We start from the raw sequence: 23,260 nt of genomic DNA on the forward strand, positions 1-23,260 counted from the left end.
CGGAGGCGGCGATGCGGAGTGGAAGGGCAGGCGGGCCGTGTCTGACGCCGGCACCTGTGGGACCTGACACGGCCACGGCGAACGCCAGCAGGGGCGAACGCGGGCAACGTGCCGGGAGTGCGTGTCCTTCCAACAGGTGGACGCGAGCGCATGGGCACGCCTGACAGGAGCGGTCTGGAAGGCTTGCTTCGCGGGGCGAGGGGCCCGTAAGAGCCGCACCACCCATGCCGACCCCTTCCGAACTGCTCCAGGCCGAGACGCGGCGCTACCTGCGCGGGTATCGCTCCGCGGCCCTGTGCGCGGGCATCACCCTGCGGGGGGAGCACCACGTGCTGGGCCTCAAGGGCAAGGGGACACCGCCGCCGACGGATGCGGTGTTCTCCCTGGGGGCGCTCACGGAGGTCTTCACGGCGGCGCTCGCCGCGGTATTGGTGGAAGGGCAGCGGCTGCGGCTCGACACGCCGCTGTCTGAGCTGATTCCCCGGGCCCTGCTGGTGGACGACGTCGCGGGCCGCATCACGGTGGAGCAGCTCGCGACGCACACCTCCGGCCTGCCGCACCTGCCGCCCAACCTGCACGCGGCGCCGCAGAATCCGGAGGATCCGTTCGGCCACTACTCGGCGGGTCTGTTCGGGGAGTTCCTGCGCGGCTACCACCCGGAGCGCCCGTCACCGCGTCCCCATGCGGAGTCCTTGCTGGGCATGGGCGTGCTGGGCCATGCGCTCTCAAGGCGCGCGGGGCTGAACTACGGACATGCGCTGCGGGACCTGCTCTTCAAGCCCCTGGGGATGGTCGACACCACGGCGAGGGTTTCCGACGAGCTGCTCCCGAGGCTGCTGTCCGGACACACCGCGCGCGGCAAGCCCGTGCCGCCCTGGACGTTTCCCGCGCTCCCCGGCGCGGGTGCGCTGCACTCCACCGCTGGAGACCTGCTGCGCTTCCTGGATGCGAACCTGGGACGGGGCGAACCGTCCATCGTGCGCTCACTGGGATTGACGCATGCGCCGCGCGTGGAGGCGGGGCCCGTGCGGATGGGATTGGGATGGACCGTGTCCCAGGTGCGTGGGCATGACGTGCTGTGGCGCTCGTCGGTGATGGGGGGCTCGGTGGGCTTCCTGGGCTTCGCGCCCCAGGCGGACGCGGGGGTCGTCCTCCTGGCGAACCATGGGTGGTCGCTGTTGGCCGCGTTGCGCGGGCGTGTGCCATTGGAAGCGCCGGGGCTTGAGATGCTCGCGCGGCTCCTGAGCAGCCCCTGATTCAACGACGGCCCCCATCTCCGTGATTCACTCAAGGGATGGGAGCCTGTCGGTTCGGCTCAAGGGATGCTGAAGCGGTAGATCTGCACGGCGCCCGAGGGCTCCATCTCGAAGTCGCGCACGTTCTTGGGAGAGCCACGCTCGGTGCGCTGGGCGAGCTTGAAGTCGCCATTGCCGTTGCGGGTCTGGAAGCGGAACTCGTATTGGCCCGGCTCCGTGGGCAGGGTGAGCGTGGCCATCTTCGACACCGACAGGTTGACGAAGCCCGGCAGGGGTTCGCCGTCCACGCGGCGCACGAAGCCGATGGCACGCAGGAAGGGCGAGCCTCCGGTGAGCACGAGGTACTGGGGCTCGGCGGCGGGACGGGCGGGCTTCGGCGTTTCGGAGGCGGCGTTGGTTTCGGTCTCGCTCGGCTCCGAAGGGGCGGGACGCTCGGCGGTCTTGCCTGCGCGCTTCGCCTTGGTGGAGGCGGGCGTGGGCGCGGACTCCTCGGGGCTCGCTGCGGGCGCGGTGGCTTCGGAAGAGGCGGCGACGGGCGTTGCTCCCTCCACTGCGGTCGGGGATTCGGCAGCGGGTCGCGGCGCCGGTTCCTCCGTCGGAGCGGATGCGCTCTCTTCAGACGCGGCCTTGCGCTTCGTTGCGCGGGCCTTGGGGGATTGTGCCGTGGCCGTGGCCTCGGCGCGCTCCGACACGGCTTCGCTGGCGGTGGGCTCCGCGCTGCTCGACGGTGAGGTTTCAGTCGCGGCCGGCTCCTCGGCGCTCACCGGAGGCGTCGAGGGCGCGGGTGCCTCCACGGCGCTGGAGGAGGGCACGTCGGTCGTGGCCACGGGACTCGTGGGCGTTGCCTCGGGGGCGGTCTCCGAAGGAGGCGCACTGGTGGCGCCCTTCTTTGACGTGCGCGCACGCGGCGTCTCGGCCGGGACGGGCGCAGCGGCGGGTGCCTCTGTCGCGGGAGTCGAGGACTTCTCCTCTTCGCGCGTCGGAGTGCCCTGAACGGTGACGGATTCCGGATGCGTAGCGGCCTGCTTCGACTTCTTCACCGAGGGAGTCTTGTCGGCCTGCGCCACCGGCTTCGACTTCGTCGCAGGTGTCTGGGGCGCTTCCACTGGCTTGGAGACAGGCGACTTTGCTGACTTCGCCTCCAGCTTCGACTTGGAGGCAGGCGCGTTCGATGCCTGAACCCCCGGCTTCGACGTCGCAGCGGGCGCCTTCGCGGCCGGAGCCGCAGGCTTCGACTTCGCCGTAGGCACCTTCGCTCGTGCGACCTGATTGGATTTCGCGGCAGTTCCCTTGGTGGCCAGTGCCGACTTCGCCGCAGGCACTTTTGTCGCCGAGGCCGCCGACTTCGACTTCGCTGCAGGACCCTTCGCGGGCTGAGCCGCCGGCTTCGACTTCGCTGCAGGACCCTTCGCGGGCTGAGCCGCCGGCTTCGACTTCGCGACCGCCGAAGCACCCCGCGCGGGCGCGGCCTTCGTGGCGGGAGCGGCCTTCTTCGCCGCCGCTCCCTTCTTCACCACGGCGGGCGCCTTGCCGGTGGCGGCCTTGCCCACGGGCTTCGCGGCGGCCTTGCCAGGTGCACTGCGGGCGGTGGACTTGCCAGGGGATGCGGAACTGGGGTTCGGACGACGCTGCGCCATGGCTTCCTCATTGGAGGACCCGAGCGGTCGGCGCCGTCGCCCCTCCGTTCCCGGATGGCTAGTGCAGCCAGGGCCACACCGCAAGGCGCACGTGAGGAGTTCGCGCACCTGCTGTCTCCCGGCCACCGCCACGCCCCGCCGCAGGGGGAAGGAGGAAGCACCCCTGCTGCCGCTCCCTGGCCCTGTCCCCGACCTGGGTCAGGCGGCTCTGGAGGGCCCGCTTCAGGGCCTGGGCGCCGGCGGGGGCTTCACGTCGGTGTTCTGCCCCGCGACGATGCGCCACCCCGTGTCGGTGCGCTTCATCACGTACCGCATCTGCGTGCGCAGCAGCCCGTCCTGGGTGTTCTGCACGCCCGGGGGCAGGCCCGAGTGGCCGGTGACCTCATGCACCGTGTCCACCACGGCGATGTCCGGGGTCGGGAAGGTGAGCTTGCGCACGGTCACATTGGCGTGACTGGTCTTGAAGATGCTCGCGAAGATGGCCGCGTGGCGCGTCTCAATCTCCTCGCGGCCCTGGAACACGGTGCCCACGATGTTGATGAAGTCCGCGTCGTCCGTGAAGTCCTGCGTCCAGGCCGCCGCGTCGTGCGCGTTCCAGGCCTGGGTCTGCGCGCTCACCAACTGGCGGATGTCCCGGTCGGCCTTGGCGGGGTCGGCCGTCACGCAACCCACGGACAGGAATGACAGACTCAGGGCCGCCAGGGCGGAAAGCATGGAAGAACGTGTCATGGCGGGCAGTCTGCCACGACACGTCCGCCTGTCCTGCCGAAACAGAGGCGCGGCGGGATGGCCGCGCCTCCACAGCTCAACTAGTCCAGCACGCCGACGGTCTCGGCGCGGTCCACGGCCTCGCCCTTGGTGGTGTAGCCGCTGTACCAGGACGTGTCGTTGGTGCCGGCCTTGTCCTGCTGGAGGTGGGCGTGGGGGCCGGTGGAGTTGCCGGTGGCGCCCTCGTTGCCGACCTGGCAGCGGTCGCACGTGCGGTCATAGGAGTCCGCCGTCTTGATGAAGTGCCACTGGCGGAACGTCCAGCCGCTGGCCCAGACGTGCTTGGCCTCGTTCTGGGTGCCGCTGCCGGTACCGTTGCAGTGGACGCCCGAGGTGCGGACCGTCACGTTCCAATAGACGGAACCGACCACGCCGGTCTCCGCGCCCCAGTAGTTGCAACGGCCGCTGGAGATGTCCACGGCACCGTGGAAGCTGCCGCTCGAATAATAGGTGGTGGCCGTCACCGTGCCGGGGAAGGGCGACTTCACCGTGTGGGCGCCAGCGATGAGGGGGAGGAGGGTCAGTGCCGCGAGGGACGCCTTCGTCATGTAACGCATCGGATGTTCCTTTCGGGCCGGACTCCCGGCCCTGGGGGGTGAGTGACCGCTACGGAGCCGTTTGCAGCCGCTGCTTCTCCCTCAGGATCAGCTCCCACTCCTGAAGGCCCGTGCCGAGCGCGCGAATCCACGCGTCGATTTCCGGTGCCATGCCCGGGTCGATGCCCCGGAGCTGCTGCAGCTCCGGCACCGCGCCCGCGAAACCCAGTTGGGCGATGCTCCGCACCAGCGCCTTGCGCACGCCCGCGTCCCGTTCGCCCCGGTACATGGACACCAGGGACTCGCGCGCCTGCCCCATCTGCTCCGCCGGCACCCCGCCCAGCGCGAGCGCCGCCGACTGGCGCACCTCCGCGGAGTCGTTGCGCAGGAGGCCCTGGAGCTGGCTTGCCGCTTCCGCGCCCAGCTTCTCCGTGTTGAGGGTGCCCAGGATCTTCGCCGTCGCCTTGGGGTCGCGTGACGCCGCCGCGGCAGCCACCGCCGTGTCCGTCGCGGAACCAAGCTGGCCCGCGTAGACGAACTGGTTGTCCTCCGACAGGTTCGTCGCGGCCTCCATGCGGACCTCCGGGGAGGCGTCCCGCATCAGGCGTTCGTACAGGTCGCCCGTCTTCTCCAGCGCGCCGGTGCGCCGCATGGCGCGGACGGTGGCGGAGCGCACGGCCGGGTCGCGGTCCTCCAGCGCCCGCTTCGCCACGACCTGCATCGCGCCCACGTCCGCTTCGCGCTCGCTGCGAGCGACGAGCGCCGCCGCCAGGTGCTCCGCCATCGTCGGGTCCGTCTCCCGTTCGAACGCGGCCTGGAGCTCCGCGGCGGGCAGGGTGACAGCGGCTTCACGCAGGAGCGTGCGCAGGTAGCGCTGATAGGCCGGGGACCTGGAGGCAAGGCCCCGGCGGATCTGATCCATCAGGCCCGACACCGAACAGGTCTCTCCCTCCAGCGCTGGAGGGGTGGACGCGCCCTGCGCGAAGGCCGTGACGGGAAGGATGGGGACCAGCGCGAACGCCAGCCATCCCAGGGTGCTCTTGCGGAAGGAAGACATGCGAGTGATAGGCATTCCCGGGCCTCAGTCGTGGTGTTCCATGCACGCGAAGGGGTCCTGGTTGGGCAGGCTGTTCCACAGCCGCATGAAGTCCAGGACGCCGCTGGCATAGAGCTGCTCGAAGATGCGGTATTGCTCCTGGAAGCGCGGGTCGATGGCGGCCATCCGGGCCATCACCGGCAGCGCGTCCTGGCCCGCCACGCGCGCGGAGAAGCGGAACAGCGCCCATCTCACGCACACGGACGGCTCCGTGGGGAAGGTCCGGGCGAAGAGCGCCAGCACCTGCTCCTTGTCCTGGGACAGCGACAGGTTGTGCGCCGCCGCGTCCCGCCCGTCGTCGTTGCCTTCACTGGTGAGGATGCGCGTGAAGCGCTCGGTGGAGGCCGCATCCAGCACCGGCGCCGTGTGCATGGGCGTGGACTGCGCCAGGTAGCGGATGTCCTCGTCGGGGGAGTCCGTGGCGATGGTGAGCAGCCGGTCCAGGTAGGGCGACGCGTTGCCCGTCCGCTCGAAGTCCTTCTTCATCACACGCGCGACGGTGCGGGTGGCGGCCCAGCCGGCCTCCGCGGAGGCCGGGTCCCGAGCGAAGTTCGCCAGCTGGTCCAGGGCCGCCGGCTCCAGGCGCTTCTGCGAGTCCAGCGCGGACAGCATCCCCGCGCGCCGCCCCGTCTCCAGCTTGGGGTCCAGGCCCGCGGCCATCAACTGCGCGGCGACCTGCGGCTGCTGCACGGCCTCCGAGTCCCGCAGGGCCGACAGGTACACCTGGAACTCCTTGCCCTTGGCGTCACGCGCCCACCCCAGCACCTCCCGGGCGTGCCCCGCGTCGTTGCCGATGAGCTCCGTCAGGCGCTCCTTCAGGTAGTTGCGGACGACGGCGTCCCGCGAGGCCAGCAGCGGCGCGGCCCAGTCGCGGAAGGTCGCCACCGTCACCTGGTCGTTGAAGCGCTCCAGGTCCCGCCAGCACGTCCCGGACTCGAAGCGCCGGGGCGCCGAGTCCGCCTCCATGCCCTCCGTGGTGTCACCGCGCGCACGGCCCGAGCCACCCCGGGAGGCCGTTCCCTGGCGGGAGCCTTCCGCCGGGGCCCCCCGCTTGGGGTCCCCCGCTTCAGTCCCCTCGCCCCGGGAGAGCAGCGCCGCCCCAGCCAGCAGGACGACCAACCCGAGTCCTGCCGCGATCACCGGCTTGCGCCAGCGCGGGGGGCCTTCTCCGGGAGGGGCGGAGGGAGGGGAGGAATCTGGGGACATGGCAGGCCGGCCGGGGAAGAGGGTCTTTTTCCATTTAGACCCGGAATTCTCCGTCAGACCAGTACAAACCGACCGGAAGGTATTTTTTTATAAGATTACGAAAATCGGGGCGGACTCCAGGTGGGGGACGGCGGGGTTCAGGGGTCCCAGCGCACGCGGTAGGAGCAGGCGTGTCCGTCGAAGTCGAAGGGCTCGACGCGCGGGTGCTTCGCGCCGGCGCGGGTCAGCCCGGCTTCGATGATGCCCATCAGGTAGCCCGGGTTGCCGTTGCACTCGCTGACCTTGATGGTGTGGTTCGCGCGGCCGTGGGTGATGAGCTCGGTCTTCAGGTAGTTGTTCACGGTGGCGAAGCTCTCCTGCATGCGGGAGAGGACGCGGTCGGGACCGAAGATGGGCCACAGGGACACGAGCGCCTTGCCCAGCAGGGTGTGCTCCATGCCGGTGATGATGCCCACGCCGAGCTGCCGGTAGCCCTCCTGCGCGTCCATGCCCGGGTACAGGTGCCGCGCGGTGATGCTCAGCGCCTGGGCGAAGACGCCGCGGGGCGTGTGGTGCGGAATCTTCACGTCCAGGTCCAGGCCGATGGCGCGCAACTGGTCCTTGAGCTCCGGCGTGAGGCGCTTGCCCACGGAGCGCAGGAAGAGCCCTTCGATGGCATGGCGGTAGACGAACTCTTCGCTCAACGCGGCACCCTTCGTCGCAGTTCCTTCAAGGGAGGCCCCAATGGGTGAACGGTTTCTGACTCAAAAGTCATGAGGATCACTCCACTCGAAGTCTTCCGGAGTCAGTCGCTCTGCGGATATTAATGACTCATTCATTCGGTCAATGATGTCTTGAAGAGCTTCAAATTCCGTTCGGCCAAGGCCCGCGATCCAATCGGGCTCCCCGGCGTTGTTTTTCACGCACACATTGGGCATCGCCAGGAAATCGCCCAATCCGCGCTCCAGAACCTTGACTTTGTATTTAGTCCCGGGGATGCGGCGGTCTTGCACTTCATAAGTGTTGGCAATCCTGGAAATGCTTGCTCCGCCATGCAACGTGATTGTTCTCCAGTTCATCTCCTGAATCTCCTGTCGAACTCCGAATGAGATGCAGGTACCTGCTGTCCACCCGACGCCAAAACTGATCGGTCTGCTTCCCTGAGGAACCAAAACCCTGGCTTCGCTGATTTTGCCCCCCTCAACGCAAGCCAGGGATTTTTGCTCGAAGTGTACCGAGAAGACTGAATGATCCTCCGGCACCGCTCTGCTAGTCGCCTTTACTCCAGTCGCCGGGATCTACAGAAAACTCATGCTTCGCTTGGCGCATTGCTTCCTCAATGTTTGGGTGCCAAGTGTCGGCTATGTACTGTCCCTGGGCGCTCAAGCGAATCAAATAGAAGGCTCCCTCCTCCTGGTTGATTTCGAGTGATGCAACTTCTGCTCCCTTTGTCTGATTTTTAGATCTATCTACTGGGGCTGTGATTTTCATGGAGTCAACGGAACGTGATCGTTTTCAATGACATTTCCAAGCGGATCCAGTGCTTCAATATGCCCATGGGGGTAGGTTCTATTCCAGCGACCCGTCCGTACCCGCCGCGAGATCCTCCACGTTGAAGGCCGAGGCCGTCGCAACGCCGCCGTCGGCAATGCCGGAGCCACTTCCTGCGACCAATTGCCAGATTGCGCCCGTGGCGTGGGAGTCCTGCCTGTTTCCATCGCCTCGATGCAGCGTGCCCTCTGGGGACTCGAGCGTGTGGTGCACATTCAGCGTCCAGTTCCCCAGTGCCACGGCCAGCGCGTCGTGAACGCCCACCCGCTGGGACCAGCGCCGCCACAGGAAGACCTCCATCAACTGGCGATCGCCGGTGGCGATCGTCATGGAGCCCCCGCTCGCTCCAAAGCTGCGGCCACCGCCTCCCGGGTTCCTGTAGACGCCCTGGTAGGCGTAGCCCACCTCCACGAGGAACTTCGTGGTGCCCTGCAGCAAGCGCCCCCATCTGTCGCGTCCGTCCCACTGGAAGTTGAAGCGCGTGTTGGGCGCCTTCCCGAAGGCATAGCGCCAGGTCCGACCGGCGCCGGAAATCTGGACGACCGTGTATTTGACGCTGGCGGGCACGCTGGCCCCCGTGACAGCCACCTGGAAGCCATAGCGGCTGGTACGCCCGGGCACCCGGTCGCTCTGATAGTTCAGCGTGTAGGGCGTGCCGGTGACCGGCAGCTCCTCCCCCAACGTCTGGTTCTCACATTCAATGATGCTGCCAGGCGTCTTGCAGGAGTTGGGCTCGGGCTTGTCGTCGTCGGGCGCTTCGTCGGGCGGTGACGTGGCATCGTCCGGGAAGCCATAGGGCCAGTTGCAATCCCAGGGCGTCAGGTGCGTCAGCGGCACGCGCCAGAGGGAGGTGCCCGGTGCGTAGAGCGTCGCCAACTGCTGTCGCTCTTCATCCGTGAGGCCCAGGGCGGTGAGGGGCGTTCCGGTGTCGACCACCCCGTCACCGGTGACATCAACGTTGGCCAGTCCGCTGGTGACGCTGATGATCTTGACGACGCGTCCATCCGCATCCGCCTGCCACGCGCCCACCTGCCGGTCGTAGTACCCTGTGGGCACGGCGCCTCCCACGGCGAAGCCCAGGAAGTTCTCCAGGTAGAAATACACCGGCGGGTTGAAGGAAACGCGGGTCGCTCCGGCCGAGATGGCCTCATCCAGGCTCCATTCGAGGGCATACGTGTAGCCGCTCATGGGGGGCAGCGCCCCAGGCATGGCCTTGGACCCGTCCGCGCCCACGGTGTACTCTGTCGCACGCACGGACATGCTGGAGAGGACCTGTGTCGAGCCGCCGGGCAGCGTCAGGGTGGCGCCGGTGCCGGCCGGCACGAGCAGCGTGGCCTGACGGGTGCCGTCCGAATCCGTCACCGTGTTGCCACGCGCCAGTTGAAGCGCGGTGCTGTTGGCGCTGACGACGGTCACGGCCGTGTCGAGAGCCGTGAGGGCGACGTCCTCCACCGGTGCCCAATCGCGCCAGGGTGTCTGGATGCCACGCTGCACGGGCAGGAGGCCCGCCTTCTCGAACTGGAGGACGACAACTCCTCCTCCATTGACGGCGAATTCATAGGCGCCGTCTGCCCGTGTCAGCGTCTCGCCCCATTCCGGGTGACCAAGCGCGGAGACCCTGACGCCCGACAAGGGCGCGCCGGCCCTGTTCAGGACACGCCCATGGGCGACCGCCACAAGGCGGACTTCCAGGGTGCCGGGGGCCACGCCCGTCTGCGGCGGGTTGCTGCCTTCGTAAAGGAAGGAGGTGGCATCCGCGAAATCCGTAGGCGTTCCCGTCGCTACCAGCGGAGGCACCCCCGACACGAAGGGTCCGTCATCGTGACTGAGAGCGCTGGCGGGCACCACGACGCGTGTCTGACCCGGGTACTCCCAGGACAGCCGTGCGTGTGCCAGTCCGGGGCCCTCGAAGTACTCCATGGCGAGGGCGTAGGTCTGCCCGGCCGCCAGTGACACCGTTCCGCTGGAGAGCGGATCGAAGTCGTCCTCGTACGTCCAGTTGTTGATGACACTTTGCCCGCCCACCCACAGGCGGACACCATCATCCGTCGAGGTGGTGAAAGTGTAGAGGCCCGTCACGGGAGCCGTCAGCGTGCCCGTCCAGCGCACGCTGAAGGTATCGTCGCCCGAGAGGGCCGTGCCTTCCGGGCGCCCATACTCCCAGTCGAAGTCCACCTGGGAGTCGACCCGTGTGGTGACGAGCGTCTGGAGCGCGTCATCATCGAAATAGTCGGCTTTGAGGCCCGGTGCCTGCAACGCCTGGCTGCGTGTGGCACGCACTGTCGGAGGGGATGGCTCCGACACTCCGGGTCCGCAGCGCACGGCCAGCAATGCAACGAGCGCCGCACAGGCGGCTGCCCCCCCCCCCCCCCATCCTCTTTGACTTGTCAGGATGCGCGTTCTGGAGTGGGTGCCATTGTTAACCATGTCAGGCGATTTCCACATTTTGACATTTATTGTCAAGGAAGGGGCCTCAATCCGAAACAGGTTGGAGCCTGCCAGGGCTTGCTTGGTTGCGCGTGCTTGACGTGCCTCCTGGCCTTCTCTACGCGTGCGAAAAAAACGAAGTCTGGTTATTCGCGATGTCCCTGCCGTCAGGTCAGCACGAACCGGTCATCCGGCAGGAGGGCCGGGGGCAACGGCTCTCCGGCGAGTTCCAGCACCGCGCGCTCAACATGGCGGGTGAGCGCGTCCAGGGGCAGGTCGTTGGGCTCCGTGCCGAACGGGTCCTCCAGCTCCGCCGTCACGGTGTCGAGCGCGATGAAGGTGTACGAGATGAAGACGGACACCAGGGGGGTGGCCCAGCCCAGGCCTCCCGCCAGTGCGAACGGCAGCAGCAGGCTGTAGAGATACACCGTGCGGTGCAACATCACGCTGTACACGTAGGGGATCGGCGTCGCGGCGATGCGTTCGCACCCGCCAATGACCTCCGACAGGCGGTTCAGGTTCTCATCGAGCGACGCGACCAGCAGGTCGCTCAGGCGCCCCTGGCGGCGCTGTTCGGCCAGCCACTCCGCCAATCCCATCAACACCCGCGCCGGACGGTGCTCCGCGCGCAGCACCTGCTCGCGCACTCCTTCTGGGAGCGTCGTCACGTCGGCTTGCGTCTGTCTCAGTTGGTGGTTCAGCGTCAGGGCCAGCGCGCGGAGCCGGTCACACACGTCGCGCCGCTCGTCCCGCGTGAGCGCGGGCGTGGGCAGGGTGAGCGCCTGTCGCGTGATGGAGCGCGACACGATGACCAGCGCCCCCCACAGTTTGCGCCCTTCCCAGAAGCGGTCGTACGCCGTGCTGTTGCGAAACCCCAGGAAGATGGCCAGCGCGACGCCCACCAGTCCCAGCGGCCCGGGCTCCAGGCGGAAGGACGGAGGTCCCATCGCCACCACGAGGCACGAGAGCGCCAGGAAGAAGCCCAGCCGCCACACGATGCGCGGCACCACCGAGCCCCTCCAGACGAACAGCATGCGGAGCCAGTGCAGGCGCGGGCGGACGATCATGGCGCCCCTCTAACACGTCCTCCCTTCGCCCCTGGGGCCCCGGCATGAGGCCCGGGACGGGCATGCAGCAGCAGCCGTTCTGATACCGCCGGGGGTGGATGGGTGAGCGAGGAGGCGCCGCACACGGGGGAGGCCTGACGGAATTCGTCCGGGGCGTTTGACCCGTTTTACCGGGTCCCGTCCTCCCTCTCTCCGCACCCCCTCCCTGGGAGGCCTCACCCATGCATCCCCATTCCCCCTCGCGCGCGGCCCGTTCCGCGCGGATGGTTGCCGCCGCGCTGCTCCTGATGCTGTTACCCGCCCTGGCCGCCGCTGCGGACCGGGGGGCCTGGGCCCCGGGCGTCTCGTATGTCGTGGGCGACATCGCGTCGTATGGCGGCAAGGGCTACGACTGCCGGCAGTCCCACACGTCCCTGGTCGGCTGGGAGCCGCCCAACGTGCTCGCCCTGTGGCTGGAGCGCACCGGAAATCCTCCCGCGGACACGCAGGCCCCCACCGCGCCCACCGGTCTTGGCGCTCCTTCCAAGACGTTCGACAGCGTGTCGCTGACGTGGGGCGCGTCGTCCGACAACGTGGGCGTCACCGGCTACGAAGTCTTCGTCAACGGCAGCGCGACGGCCTCGGCGACCAGCGCTTCGGCGAGCGCCACCGTGACGGGCCTGGCGGCGAACACCACGTACACCTTCACCGTGAAGGCGCGCGACGCGGCGGGCAACCGTTCGGCGGCGAGCGCGGCGTTCAGCACCACCACGCCCACCCGGCCCGCGCCCGACACCCAGGCGCCCACCGCGCCCGGCTCCCTGCGCTCCACCGGCGTGACGTCCAGCAGCGTCGCCCTGGCGTTCAACGCGTCGTCCGACAACGTGGCCGTCACCGGTTACGAAATCTTCGTCAATGGCGCCACGACGCCCGCGACCACCAGCAGCGCGCTCAGCGCCACCGTGACGGGCCTCTCAGCCAACACCACGTACACCTTCACCGCGAAGGCGCGCGACGCGGCGGGCAACCGTTCCTCCGCCAGCAACAGCATCGCCGCCACGACGGGCAACACCGTGCCGCAGGGCAGCAAGGTGCTGGTCGGCTACTGGCACAACTTCGACAACGGCTCCACCAACATCCGGCTGCGTGACATCTCCTCCAAGTTCAATGTCATCCAGGTCGCCTTCGCGGAGCCGGTGGCGGGCGCGGGCTCCGGCACCATGGGCTTCACGCCGTACAACGCCACGGTCGCGGAGTTCAAATCAGACATCGCCGCCCTCAAGGCGCAGGGCCGCAAGGTGCTCATCTCCCTGGGCGGTGCGAACGGCACCATCCACCTGGACGACGCGGCGGCGAAGCAGAACTTCGTCACCAGCATGCAGGGGCTCATCAACACGTATGGCTTTGACGGCCTGGACCTGGACCTGGAGGGCGCGTCCCTGGCGCTCAACGGCGGGGACACCGACTTCCGCAACCCCACCACGCCCCGCATCCAGAACCTCATCGCCGGCACCCGGCAATTGCTCAACGCCAATGGCTCGGGCTTCCTGCTCACCATGGCGCCGGAGACCGCCTACGTGCAGGGTGGCTACGCGGCCTACGGCGGCCCCTGGGGCGCCTACCTGCCCGTCATCTACGCGCTGCGTGACCGGCTGACGTACCTGCACGTGCAGCACTACAACACCGGCACGGTGACGGCGCTGGATGGCCGGGCCTACGCGCAGAGCACGCCGGACTTCCACGTGGCCATGGCGGAGATGCTGCTCCAGGGCTTCCCCGTGGGCGGTAACGCGAGCGCTGTCTTCCCGGCGCTCGAGCCCGCGCAGGTCATCATCGGGCTGCCGTCCTCGCCGCAGGCCGCGGGTGGTGGCTACACGACGACGGCCAACGTGCAGAAGGCGCTGGACTACCTGATGAAGGGCCAGTCCTTCGGCGGCACCTACGTGCTGCGCAAGTCGGGCGGCTACCCGGGCTTCAAGGGGCTGATGACCTGGTCCATCAACTGGGACAAGTTCACCAACTTCGAGTTCTCCAACAGCCACCGCGCCTACCTGGACACGTACCAGTAGGCCGTGATGCTGCCCGCCCACCGGGTGCATGCCGGTGGGCGGGAGGCGGGGCGTCGGAAGGCGCCTGCGGGTTCGCGCCGAACAGGACCCGACCCGTGCCGGTGGCCATCGAGAAGTAGAGGTCGCCTCCAGAGACGGTCGTGAGCTGCACGTAGCGGACGGCGCGCCCGTCACTCAATCGTGGAGTTCGTCACCTTGATGGGCGTATCCGAGTGGTTCGATATCTGGGGATACGTCACGTACCAGGAGCCACCCTTGTTGTTCTGGATGACCGAGCGGTCGATGCGGATGTCGCCCGAGTGGTCGTTGCTGACGAAGAAGATGGCGCTGCCGTGGGCGTTGACCTCGTTGTGTTCGATTCGCGTGCCGCAGAGGGACAGCGTCATCGTGTTGCCGTCGTTGTAGATGGCGCCGCCGCTGCCCCCGCCCGGGGTGCCCGGACCGGCGGGATTCGCGCCGTTGCCGATGGCCCGGTTGTGGGAGAAGAGGCTGTTGATGACGGTCCACGACACGCCGATGCTGCTGATGCCGCCGCCGTTGGAGCAGACCCCGCCGTAGCCCTGCTTGCCGCCGAAGGTCGTGTTCACCACGTAGACGGGCCGCCCCTCGTACTGGCTGAACACCCGGAGGGCGCCACCGCCGACGTCGGGCCCGACATCCGCGCACGCGTTGTTGAAGAAGCGGGAGTTGATGACCTTCACCCGTCCGCCGCGCACCCAGACTGCTCCGCCTCCGTCAAACTCCGTCTCGCTCTTGGAGCTGGCGTCCACGAACGTGAGGTTCTGGAGCGTCAGCCGGGGGTGGTCCTGGTTCTGGCAGTGGGAGGTCGTCCACACCTGCTGCTGGTCGCAGGTGTTCATGTAGAGGATGCGGTGCTTGCCCGCCCCGCTGAGCGTCACCAGCCCCTTGCCGTCGATGACGATGTCCGGTCCTTTGTCGTTGAAGACCTTCACTGTCCTGTCGAGCGTGAGGGTGATGGGCTCCGGTCCGCAGTCGAAGGTGATGACGCCGCCCTTCGCCACGGCCTCGATGAAGGCCGAGGAGGTACAGCTCGCTGGCGTTCCGCTACCGACGACGGTGGTGGGCTTGGAGACGTCCGCGAGCCCTGCCTCGGCGGGCACGCTGCACGTGGCCTCCGCGTTCGGATTGCCAGCGGGAGGGCCGTCCTTGGGATTGGTGAGCGGATTGGGCACGTCCACGCCCGGCCCCTCATCGTCTGAACAGCCCGCGGCGCAGGCGAGCACGAGCCCCGCGACCAGTGAGCGTGCCGTGGTCGCGGGCAACCGGTGAAGTCTCTTCGAGTGCATCAAGCCTCCGGGGATGGCGGCAGTGTAGGGCGGCGCTTCGCCCGAGACGAGCCGGCCTGTCCCGGGCGCCTCACATCGCCGCGGAAGCGCGGGCCAGTCGCCTGGGCTGCCAATTCCGCCGTGGCCAGGGCTCACCCGCCTGATGTGCTTCGGGTGAGGCCCCGGTCATCCCAACATCACTGCATTGACAGCGCCCAGGTGTAGCTGCCGCTCGAGCCAATGCCAGTCAGGGTCGCCTTGCAGGTCGCGAGCGTGCTGCCATTGGAGGTGGCCGTGCCGCTCGGCGTCCAGTACTCGGAGGTGCCCAGGAACGGGTTGGCGGGGGTGTAGATGGAGCTCAGGTTGAAGGTACAGGTCTTGGTCCCGCTCGCGTATCGAAATGCAACGGCCGTGGACGTGCCGCAGTTGAGCTGGTGCATGCCCGACGTCGTACCGGCCAGGACCGTGCCGAGGCTCGGGATGATGGGCGTGCACGTGTTCGTGAAGGTGTTGATGATGTCGCTGGTGGTGATCTTGTTCTGGACCGTGAAGGTCAGGGTCGCTGCCTGCGCGGAACCCATGCCCAGGACAGCCACTGAAAGTGACGCAAACAGCGTAGAGCTCTTCATGATCGACCCCGAGGGAGAAGGGAAACGAGTTTCCCTGGGGTCGAGCTAAACGTTTCTTACCTGCTTTGTCTAGAATGCGATGTTCAGGGGCCTTTGGGCTTGCCATGCGGACTCAAGGAGGCTGACCCGGGGTGTCCGCGGCTACCGGGATGGCCTCCGAGCGGCCGAGCGCCACGTAGATGTCGAACCACGCCCGATAGGCGCGCCAGACGGAATCGTTCTGCTCGATGAGGGTGCGCCGCGCTTCACCCATGCGCTGGGGCACGTCGAAGGGCATCCGCGTGTTCTCCTGCGCATGCAGTTGCGCCGCGAACCAGAGCACGTCCAACTGACCGGCATCGACGGGCGCGTGGGTGCGCTCCTTCAGGGCGTCGGAATGCTCCAGCGCCTTGCCCAGCCAGCGGGCCGCCAGCGCCGGGTCCTGTTGGTCCACGGCGTTCTCGGCCAATCGCAGCTCCGCCAGCGTCACGGCGCGGACGTCCTCGTCGCGGTCCGTCTCGTCGAACTGCTCCAGGAACAGCGCGCGCCGCTGTTCGAGCGCGCGCGCCGCGGCGTCCAGGCGCCCGAGCCGGGTCTCCGCGTTGGCGCGCAGGCCCGCGGCGATGATGCCGTAGGCGCGGTGGATCTGCCGGGGTGTGGCTCGCGCCTGGCTCAGCGTGGCCCGCACGGCGGGGAGCGCCAGGTCTCGCTCCACCTGCGCCAGGTCCTCCAGCGCCTGTTGGGGCTGACCCGCGCCCAACGCGGCGGCGCTGCGGGACAGGCGGACCACCAGCCGGTTGCGCAACCCCGCTTCGTCGCGGGGACTGGCTTCCACGAGCGGCAGCTCGCGGCCGTAGAGCGCCAGGGCCCGCTCGAACCGGCCCGCCGCGAGGTTGTAGAGGGCCGCGCGATCCAGGGCCAGGGGAACGAACCGGGCCAGCTTCGGCGCGGCGTCCACCAGGGCCAGGGCCTTGTCCGCTGCCTGCGCGGACTCCGCCTCCTTGCCGACATGCAGGAGCGCCCGGGCGCGGGCCAGCGACACCGCCACCCCCGCCGCGTTGTCCACGTAGGGATACGCGTCGCGCTGATCCAGGTAGCCCAGGGCGATGTGGTAGTTGCCCACCTGCGTGTGCAACAGCCCCAGTGCACCCAGCACCATGGCCTTGTAGCGGATGTTGTTGCGCACCAGGTCCAGGGCGACCAGGTAGTGCCGGTTGGCGCGCTCGGCGGCGGCGGGGTCGTGGCCGCGCAGGAAGTCCTCGTGCTGGATGGCGCCATACAGGGCCCGCGCCGCGCGCTGGTTCTTCAGCTCCGGCCAGGCCGCGCGCAGCTCCTTCACGGCCGCCGCCACCGCCTTCGCGTGGGCGTCGTCCTCCAGTTTGGTCATCCGGCGTGTCAGCAGATACGCCTTCACGAAGCGCTTGAGCGGTTCGCGCATCTTCGCGGAGGTGGTGGTGACCTCCTGCTCCACCACCTCCGGGCTGACGCCGGCCCGCAGTCGCAGGCTCATGGATTCGACGGCGCTCTCCAGTGAGCCCGTCCGTCGCGTCACGAGGTCGAAGTCGGCGCGGGCTTCGTCCATGCGCTGCCTTCCCATCCGGCGGTAGGCGCGGCCCATCATCGCGCGGCGGAACAGCCGATCGGCCCGGCGGGCCTCCTCGGTGCCGGCTGGGGCGTCCTCGACGTAGGCCGACGCCAGGGCCTCCATCACCCCGTCCGCGCCGAGGCTCGCCGCGCGCTCGACGGCGTCCTGCACCAGCGCGCGCCGCCGGAGCGGGTCCTTCTGCTGATGGTAGAAGGCCATCAGCGCATCCCGGACGGGGCGGGGTGGGCGCTCTTCGTGCAAGGCATTGACGTGTCGGCCCAGCTCCAGGGCAAAGGCATACGCGGACCCGGCGGGTGCCGCCGCGAGCGCCTGGGCCATCGCGGCATCCGCTTCCGCGTAGGGGCGTCCCCGGTACAGCGCACGGACGGCGGCGCGGGCGAAGTCGAGCTGGTCGTCTTCACGGAAGACCTTGTTCGTGGACAGCCGGCGGCCGGCGTCGAGCAGGGCCTCCCGGTCGTCGAGCATCCGGTACAGCGCGTCCGCGCGTTCAAACCACGCCTCCAGCACCGCGCGCGGCGTGGTGTCCGTCAACTGGGCCGCCTCCAATTCCTGTCGCGCCTGGGTGATGTCGCCCGACGCCTCCGCCAGCTCACTGCGCACCACGTGCTGGAAGACGGCGGAGGGCGGGCTGGGCGCATGCGCGGGATCCAACGCGGCCATGCGCTGCCGTTCGGCTTCGCTCAGCTCGTCCACCATGCGGCCGCGCTCGCGCTCCTTCATGGCCTTCCGGTGGTCGATGAGGATCCGCAGCGGCTCCGCCAGGCCCTGGGTGGCGGGGTCTTCCACGGACGACATGTGGCGGGCGTAGAAGGTCGCCGCGTCGAAGTCCTCGAACGCCAGGTGGAGCTGGCTCAGGCGCATCATCAGCAGCCGGCGCGGCTTGGGGCGGGATTCGCGCAGCAGGCGCTGACGGTAGAGCAGCAGTTGATCCGCGCGCCTCCCCACCATCCCCAGCTCTTCATTGAGGCGGGGCACGTCCCAGTCGCTGGGGACGAGTCCGTCCAGCGGCAGTTGATACACATCCAGCGACTGGTCGCGCGAACAGGTCGCGATGAGTGACGCGTCCGCCGGTGCCGGGTACTGGCAGCTCCAGGCCACGCTGGTGAGCTGGTCCGGACTGGAGGTGGCGGCTTGTTGGGGCGCGTCCTCCTGGTCGGAAGCGAAGGGCACCCGGAACAACACCCCGCTGTCGCTGGCGTCAATCACCCCGTCCGCGTTGGAGTCGGTGAAGAACTGCACCACGTACAGCGAACGCCCATCGCGGGCGAACACGGGCTGGCCGGTCTGCCCCGGCAGGTCGAGCGCCAGCGGGATGGGGGCCGCGTCGGGACGGTCCAGCCGGAGCGCCTCCAGATGGGGCGCGGCGCGCGCGGCGAAGCCCGGGCCCACCTGCTGCACGGAGCGTTCGATGGGGACGTACACCAGCCAGCGTCCATCGGGAGAGACCGTGGGGCTGGTCAGGTTGCGCACGAGCAGCGGGCGCACGCTCCACTCGCGCTCCACCGCGACCCGCGACAGGCGCAGGTCTCCCTGGATGCTCGCGCGGCTCACCAGCGCGATGTTCGCGTTGTCGATCCACTCCGCCTGCAGCGCGCTGGTCTCTTCCTCCAGGCAGTGGCGCTCCTCGGCGGCCGGCAGGTCCCTGACGCACAACTGTCCGCCGGCCTGGGTCCGGAACGAGATGTAGAGCAGGCGCTTGCCATCGGGGCTGATGCGCGGCCACGTCACGTCCGCGCCTTCGTCGAAGAGGCGCCGCTCGCGGCCCTGCTCCAGGTCCTGGGTGTAGAGCTCGGTCGCGATGTTGCGGTTGGACACGAAGAGCAGCGTGTTGCCATCCGGCCCCAACTGACCCAGGAACTGGTCCCCCATGCCCACGGTGAGCCGCGAGAGCGTGCGCATGCCCCCGTCGGGCTCGTCATCCTGGGCCCCGGCCCCGCCCGCCAGGAGCACGGAGAGGAGCGCGAACCACCGGGCCCCGGGCGTCAGCACTTCTTCTCTCCCCAGGTGCCGTCCCCCGCTTCGACCCAGCCGCCGCAGACCACCCCTTCGGCGTGCGCCTGCTGCCAGTTCTTGCGCAGCGTTGCTTCCGGCACGCCCGGGCGCACCGAGTGCATCCACTGCCACAACTGCATCCGGCCCCGGTTCACCCGCTCCATCAGCGCGACGTCGTCGGAGGACAGCCGCCCGGCCTGACACTTGCGCCGGGTGTCCACCAGCAGCCCCTCCCGGCCCTCGCCCACGCAGTGGCGGCGCACCAGGTCGTCCACGCGGTCCGCTGGCGTCCTGCCGAGGTTCTCGATGAGCGGCGTGGGCTGGATGCCCAGATCCTCCAACTGGTTGGGCGTGAGCGGCACCGGTGTCGGGCTCATGCCCGCGCGGGCCAGCCGCTGCTCCACGTCCTTGAATGAACCCGCGGCCTGTTCCTCGAGCGCCGTCGCGCGGTCGACCATGACGATCTCCGGAGCGCGGATGCAGCCGGGAGCGGCCAGGGCGGCCAGGAGCAGCAACCCACGGTGTTTCATGGCGTGGCCTCCGGAGGAGTCAGGGAAAGGAGCATCCGGTCGACGAGCGGCCCCATGGGGATGCCCCGGATCTCATCGATGCTGATCAGACTGGCGAGGCCGCCCATGGTGATGCGCAGGCTGCCAAAGCCGTGATTGAAGCTCACCCGCACGTGCTCCGGATAACCCAGTCCCAATGCGTAGCGGACGCGGTTGGTGGCGGGGTCCACGTGGCGTGGATCCTCCAGGTCGAGCAGGTCGAGCAGGTGGCGGTTGCCGATGCGGAGGATCTCCGCGCGTCCGTTGACGCTGCGCTCCCGGGCGGAGATGACCACGGCGGCATTGCCGTCGAAGGGCTCGCCCCGGGACGACTTCACGCCCGTCGCGCGCACGTGGGCCTCCAGCGTGGAGTGCTTGCCCTGCCAGTCCAGCAGGCACTGTCCGGTGATGCGCCCGCCCCGGACGCCCATCTCCAACTGGCTCATGGACACCACGTTCTGGTGGATGGACAGGTTGCCGGCCAGGGGCGCGATGGTGAGCATGGGCGTGGTGATGCGGCCCACCGACACGAAGCTGCTGCCAGACATCAGGGGATGCTGGTCGGCGAAGCGGAGCATCGAGTAGGGATTGACGTCGCTGTCGTTCATCAGCCGCGCCTGGCCCTCGGAGAACTGCACGTTCTCCGCCAGCGGTACGCTGCCATCGAGCGTTTCAATGGCGACGCCCGACTCAGGCATCCGCAGGTTCACGTTCTGGAAGACCAGGTGGGAGAGGGTCCGGAAGCTCACGAGGTCGGGCGAAGCCACCCGGAAGTCGACGGAGACCTTGCCGCTGCTCTCGATGCGGCCGGGCTGCGCGATCCGGGACAGGTCCTGCTCCAGGGCCCCCCGGAAGGCCAGCCGGCGCCGGCCGTCGCTCAGGTCGAGTCGCCCCTGGATGTTGAGTTCGGTCCCGGTCCCCGGGTTGGACAGCTTCAGGTCGGGGACGTGGATGACGCCATGGGGTTGGTGGCGGACGGTGAACGACGCCTCCAGGTCCTGGACGGGGAGGGGGTAGGGCAGCGCCGGCTTCTGTTCGAGGGTGCGGACCTTCACCTCGTGTCTGCCTTCAATCTCAGCCGCTTCCAGCTTGTCGGTGAAGGCGACGGTGGTTTCGCTCGACACGCCAGCGAGCGACAGTCGGCGGTCGCTCAGGGTCACGGAGAGCTTCTCCGCCGTCAGGTGGCTGTGCAGGCTGCGCTGGGACCCGTCGACGTGGGACTCGGCCTTCCAGTGCGCTTCGGGGAGGTTGATGGACAGGCCCTCCTGTTTCCAGCGCATCCCTTTTCCGTCCGCGACCACGGTTCCGTCGAAGGCGATGGTGCGCGGTGGGTTGGGTGCCAGGCGCGGGGTCCCATCCGTGGCGATGCCGGTGAACAGGCCGAACACCGTGCCGTGAACTTCGCCGCTGAGGGCCAATTTTGAGGGCTCCAGCTCCTTGGGCACCCGGGCCCGGACCAGGAGAGGCGAGAGCGGCCCGAGCGGCGGAAGGTCGCCCTTCACATCCACGCGAAGCCCCCGGGTCTTGCGGTCGAAAGCCAGCGCGGCGTCGACCGCGACCTTCAGCCCGGCCTGGCTGGTGAGCCCCAGCCGAAGCGACGGCTTGCGGCGATCCATGTCCACCGTGAGGCGCTGGTGCTGGGGGCCCGCATCGCTGTCGCCGATGCGCAGCCCTTCGACCTGGAGGTCCAGCTCGCCCTGATGCCGCCAGGAGTCGCCGTGGGAGCTCAGGACGAAGGTGGCGTCGCGCGCCGTCACATCGTCCCAGCCCGGACGCTGCAAGCGCAGCTCCGTCCGGTGCTCCACCCGGGGCGAGGCGGAGAAGAGGGCCGTCAGCTTGCCTTTGGACGCCACGGCCACACCCAACTGCTTCCAGGGAAGATGCGCGGCGACGTCGTCCGGGAGGAAGGGTCGGGCGACGACGAGGTCCGGGGTCTGGACGTCGAGGGTGTAGGCGAGGTCGTCGGAGCCTTTGGTGGCATCCAGCGATGCGTGCAGCGTACCGGCGTCGATTTCCAGACGGGCGCGTGCGCGGCTGAGCTGGGGCTCTTCCCAACCGGGGAACACCTCCGACGCGTGGAGCTTCACGGTCACCGGGCCCTTCAGCAGCTCGCGTCCCTCCGCCGTGACGACCTGGAGCAGCTCCACGGGCATGTCTGCCTTCAGCGTGAAGGGCGGCTTGCCGGCGAGCGGAGCCCGGAGCTGCAATCCCAGACGCTTCGCCATCACCTGGAGCCCGGAGGCGCGGACCTCCAGGGCCTCCACCATCCCAGACAGGGCCACATCCCCCGCGACCTGGAGGGGTGAGGCGGGGTCAGGCCGCAACTGGTGGCCCTTCAGCTCGCCGGAGGCCTTGGGGATGCGGAGCGCGGAGGGGCTCCGGACGTCCAATCCCTGGAGCGCGAAGGCGAGCTGGGCGGTGAGCCCCTGCTGGGGATCCGGGGTCGCCGTCAGGGAGATGCGTCCCCCGCCGAGTGACAGCCGGAGCGAATCCTGGGCGTGCTGGAGCGCCGCGACCTCCACCTCCAGCCCGAGCCTGCCCTGCGCTCCCAGTTGGGGCATGGCGCTGAGCGTGACGTCCTGGGCATCCAGGTGCACCTTGCCGCGCTCGAGGGTGATGGGCCGCAGGTCCGGGGGGAGCGCTTGCAACAGCCGTCCCAGGTCCACGTCCGCCAGGGCCCGGTTCAGGATGGGCGGGAGTTCCGCCGCATCCGGAAGCACCAGCTGCGCCTGCACTTCGGCGCTGTCGGTCAGCCGGGTGCGGTCCAGGTTGACGGTGATGTGTTGCTGCTCGCCGTCGAACTTCGCCGACACCGCGCCATGCAGCAGCGCGCGGACCGTGAACCGGGGATCGAAGGACTGCCGCGCGACGTCGAGGTCCACCCGGGCGCGTGCGGCGGAGGCACCCACTTCCGCGGAGAGGGCCAGCTCCAGCGCTGCCTGGGCCGGGGGCACGGTGGGAGCTTCGCGGCCCAGCACGAGCGGCAGGGGGCTTCCGGGCTGGCCCAGCTCCGCGAAGAGCTTCCATTCCCCGTCGTGACGTTTCGCTTCGACCACGGCCGCGAGCCCGCGCAGGGACCAGCGGTCGACCACGGCTCCGTTGAGGACGCGGACGTACCCCAGCGACACGCCCGACAGCTCGATCCTCCCGAACGGTGGGGCGGAGGACAGGAAATCCGCGGCCTGTCGGGAGGCTCCGAGGGGGGCTTCGAGCGGCGTCGGCTCCGGGGCTTCGGGCCCTGTCACCGCCACGAGGGAGGTGGGGCCCGCCTCATCGGCGACCTGGGTGAAGACCACGTCGCGTGCGACCACCCGCTCCACGCGGGGTGTCCGGCTCAGCAGGTCACCGGGAGACCAGTGCGCCTCCAGTGTTCCGACGCGCAGCAGTTCGGGCGCGGCGGCCTCGAAGGGCGGCGGGGTCCGCACCACCAGTCCTTCCAGGCGCAACCCCGAGAGCACCGCGACGCGCGCCGCCTGGTAGTCCACCCGCAGGCCACTGGCCGCTTCCACCTGGGAGACGATGCGCTGCTTCAACCAGGGCTGGTCCAGGTGGTGCAGCAGGACCACCCCGGTGGCCAGGAGCAGCACGACGGTCGCGACGAGCACGAGCAGCGTGCCCACGAGGATCCGCTTCAATCGCCGACGAGGCC

At 68.9% G+C, this 23,260-nt stretch carries 16 protein-coding genes; 2 read left to right on the forward strand and 14 right to left on the reverse strand.

What is annotated here, in order from left to right; genetic code table 11:
- Positions 1-224: 224 nt before the first annotated feature.
- Positions 225-1,256, forward strand: coding sequence for a serine hydrolase domain-containing protein (locus tag OV208_RS25455; protein WP_267576493.1), 1,032 nt, complete (start codon positions 225-227; stop codon positions 1,254-1,256).
- Between the two features lie 59 nt (positions 1,257-1,315).
- Here the strand turns inward: OV208_RS25455 and OV208_RS25460 are convergent, their stop codons facing one another.
- The 9 genes from OV208_RS25460 to OV208_RS25500 form a co-directional block, all read right to left on the reverse strand.
- Entirely contained in the window at positions 1,316-2,893 is a 1,578-nt protein-coding gene (locus OV208_RS25460) for a hypothetical protein (protein WP_267576494.1), read from the reverse strand.
- Between the two features lie 222 nt (positions 2,894-3,115).
- Entirely contained in the window at positions 3,116-3,607 is a 492-nt protein-coding gene (locus OV208_RS25465; RefSeq protein WP_267576495.1) for an SgcJ/EcaC family oxidoreductase, read from the reverse strand.
- Between the two features lie 95 nt (positions 3,608-3,702).
- The gene (locus OV208_RS25470; protein ID WP_267576496.1) at positions 3,703-4,218 is read right to left on the reverse strand and encodes a hypothetical protein; all 516 of its coding nucleotides are present in this window, start codon (positions 4,216-4,218) and stop codon (positions 3,703-3,705) included.
- Between the two features lie 49 nt (positions 4,219-4,267).
- Positions 4,268-5,254, reverse strand: a complete 987-nt coding sequence (locus tag OV208_RS25475; protein WP_420715047.1) for a HEAT repeat domain-containing protein — start codon at positions 5,252-5,254, stop codon at positions 4,268-4,270.
- A gap of 24 nt (positions 5,255-5,278) precedes the next feature.
- Complete coding sequence (locus OV208_RS25480) at positions 5,279-6,412, reverse strand: hypothetical protein (RefSeq protein WP_267576497.1); 1,134 nt, start codon at positions 6,410-6,412, stop codon at positions 5,279-5,281.
- Positions 6,413-6,636: 224 nt separating this feature from the next.
- Positions 6,637-7,182, reverse strand: a complete 546-nt coding sequence (locus OV208_RS25485; RefSeq protein ID WP_267576498.1) for a DUF2378 family protein — start codon at positions 7,180-7,182, stop codon at positions 6,637-6,639.
- A gap of 60 nt (positions 7,183-7,242) precedes the next feature.
- Complete coding sequence (locus OV208_RS25490; RefSeq protein WP_267576499.1) at positions 7,243-7,557, reverse strand: hypothetical protein; 315 nt, start codon at positions 7,555-7,557, stop codon at positions 7,243-7,245.
- Positions 7,558-8,047: 490 nt separating this feature from the next.
- Positions 8,048-10,309 carry a PA14 domain-containing protein gene (locus tag OV208_RS25495; protein ID WP_267576500.1) on the reverse strand — a complete coding sequence of 754 codons (2,262 nt, stop codon included), beginning with the start codon at positions 10,307-10,309 and terminating at the stop codon, positions 8,048-8,050.
- A gap of 314 nt (positions 10,310-10,623) precedes the next feature.
- Positions 10,624-11,523 (reverse strand): bestrophin family protein, encoded by a 900-nt coding sequence (locus OV208_RS25500; protein WP_267576501.1) that lies wholly within the window; start codon positions 11,521-11,523, stop codon positions 10,624-10,626.
- Between the two features lie 221 nt (positions 11,524-11,744).
- Here OV208_RS25500 and OV208_RS25505 point away from each other — a divergent pair, with 221 nt between their 5' ends.
- Entirely contained in the window at positions 11,745-13,571 is a 1,827-nt protein-coding gene (locus OV208_RS25505) for a fibronectin type III domain-containing protein (protein ID WP_420715048.1), read from the forward strand.
- A 170-nt stretch (positions 13,572-13,741) separates the two neighbouring features.
- Here OV208_RS25505 and OV208_RS25510 read toward each other — a convergent pair whose 3' ends face one another.
- From OV208_RS25510 to OV208_RS25530, 5 genes are all read right to left on the reverse strand, one after another.
- On the reverse strand, positions 13,742-14,878 hold the full coding sequence (locus OV208_RS25510; protein WP_267576502.1) for a hypothetical protein: 1,137 nt from the start codon (positions 14,876-14,878) through the stop codon (positions 13,742-13,744).
- Between the two features lie 176 nt (positions 14,879-15,054).
- Positions 15,055-15,438 carry a hypothetical protein gene (locus OV208_RS25515; RefSeq protein ID WP_267576503.1) on the reverse strand — a complete coding sequence of 128 codons (384 nt, stop codon included), beginning with the start codon at positions 15,436-15,438 and terminating at the stop codon, positions 15,055-15,057.
- 160 nt (positions 15,439-15,598) lie between these two features.
- The gene (locus OV208_RS25520; protein ID WP_267576504.1) at positions 15,599-19,060 is read right to left on the reverse strand and encodes a hypothetical protein; all 3,462 of its coding nucleotides are present in this window, start codon (positions 19,058-19,060) and stop codon (positions 15,599-15,601) included.
- Complete coding sequence (locus OV208_RS25525; protein WP_267576505.1) at positions 19,054-19,593, reverse strand: DUF1318 domain-containing protein; 540 nt, start codon at positions 19,591-19,593, stop codon at positions 19,054-19,056. The genes OV208_RS25520 and OV208_RS25525 overlap by 7 nt, the downstream gene beginning before the upstream one ends.
- Positions 19,590-23,246, reverse strand: coding sequence for a hypothetical protein (locus OV208_RS25530; RefSeq protein WP_324291411.1), 3,657 nt, complete (start codon positions 23,244-23,246; stop codon positions 19,590-19,592). Before OV208_RS25530 ends, OV208_RS25525 begins: the two co-directional genes overlap by 4 nt.
- Positions 23,247-23,260: the final 14 nt, after the last annotated feature.

This window comes from Corallococcus sp. bb12-1 (assembly GCF_026626765.1).
GTDB lineage: Bacteria > Myxococcota > Myxococcia > Myxococcales > Myxococcaceae > Corallococcus > Corallococcus terminator.

Coding starts and splice junctions, on each gene's coding strand:
- OV208_RS25455 (WP_267576493.1), top strand. CDS start 225: ATGCCGACCCCTTCCGAACTGCTCCAGGCCGAGACGCGGCGCTACCTG.
- OV208_RS25460 (WP_267576494.1), bottom strand. CDS start 2,893: ATGGCGCAGCGTCGTCCGAACCCCAGTTCCGCATCCCCTGGCAAGTCC.
- OV208_RS25465 (WP_267576495.1), bottom strand. CDS start 3,607: ATGCTTTCCGCCCTGGCGGCCCTGAGTCTGTCATTCCTGTCCGTGGGT.
- OV208_RS25470 (WP_267576496.1), bottom strand. CDS start 4,218: ATGCGTTACATGACGAAGGCGTCCCTCGCGGCACTGACCCTCCTCCCC.
- OV208_RS25475 (WP_420715047.1), bottom strand. CDS start 5,254: ATGTCTTCCTTCCGCAAGAGCACCCTGGGATGGCTGGCGTTCGCGCTG.
- OV208_RS25490 (WP_267576499.1), bottom strand. CDS start 7,557: ATGAACTGGAGAACAATCACGTTGCATGGCGGAGCAAGCATTTCCAGG.
- OV208_RS25500 (WP_267576501.1), bottom strand. CDS start 11,523: ATGATCGTCCGCCCGCGCCTGCACTGGCTCCGCATGCTGTTCGTCTGG.
- OV208_RS25505 (WP_420715048.1), top strand. CDS start 11,745: ATGCATCCCCATTCCCCCTCGCGCGCGGCCCGTTCCGCGCGGATGGTT.
- OV208_RS25510 (WP_267576502.1), bottom strand. CDS start 14,878: ATGCACTCGAAGAGACTTCACCGGTTGCCCGCGACCACGGCACGCTCA.
- OV208_RS25515 (WP_267576503.1), bottom strand. CDS start 15,438: ATGGGTTCCGCGCAGGCAGCGACCCTGACCTTCACGGTCCAGAACAAG.
- OV208_RS25525 (WP_267576505.1), bottom strand. CDS start 19,593: ATGAAACACCGTGGGTTGCTGCTCCTGGCCGCCCTGGCCGCTCCCGGC.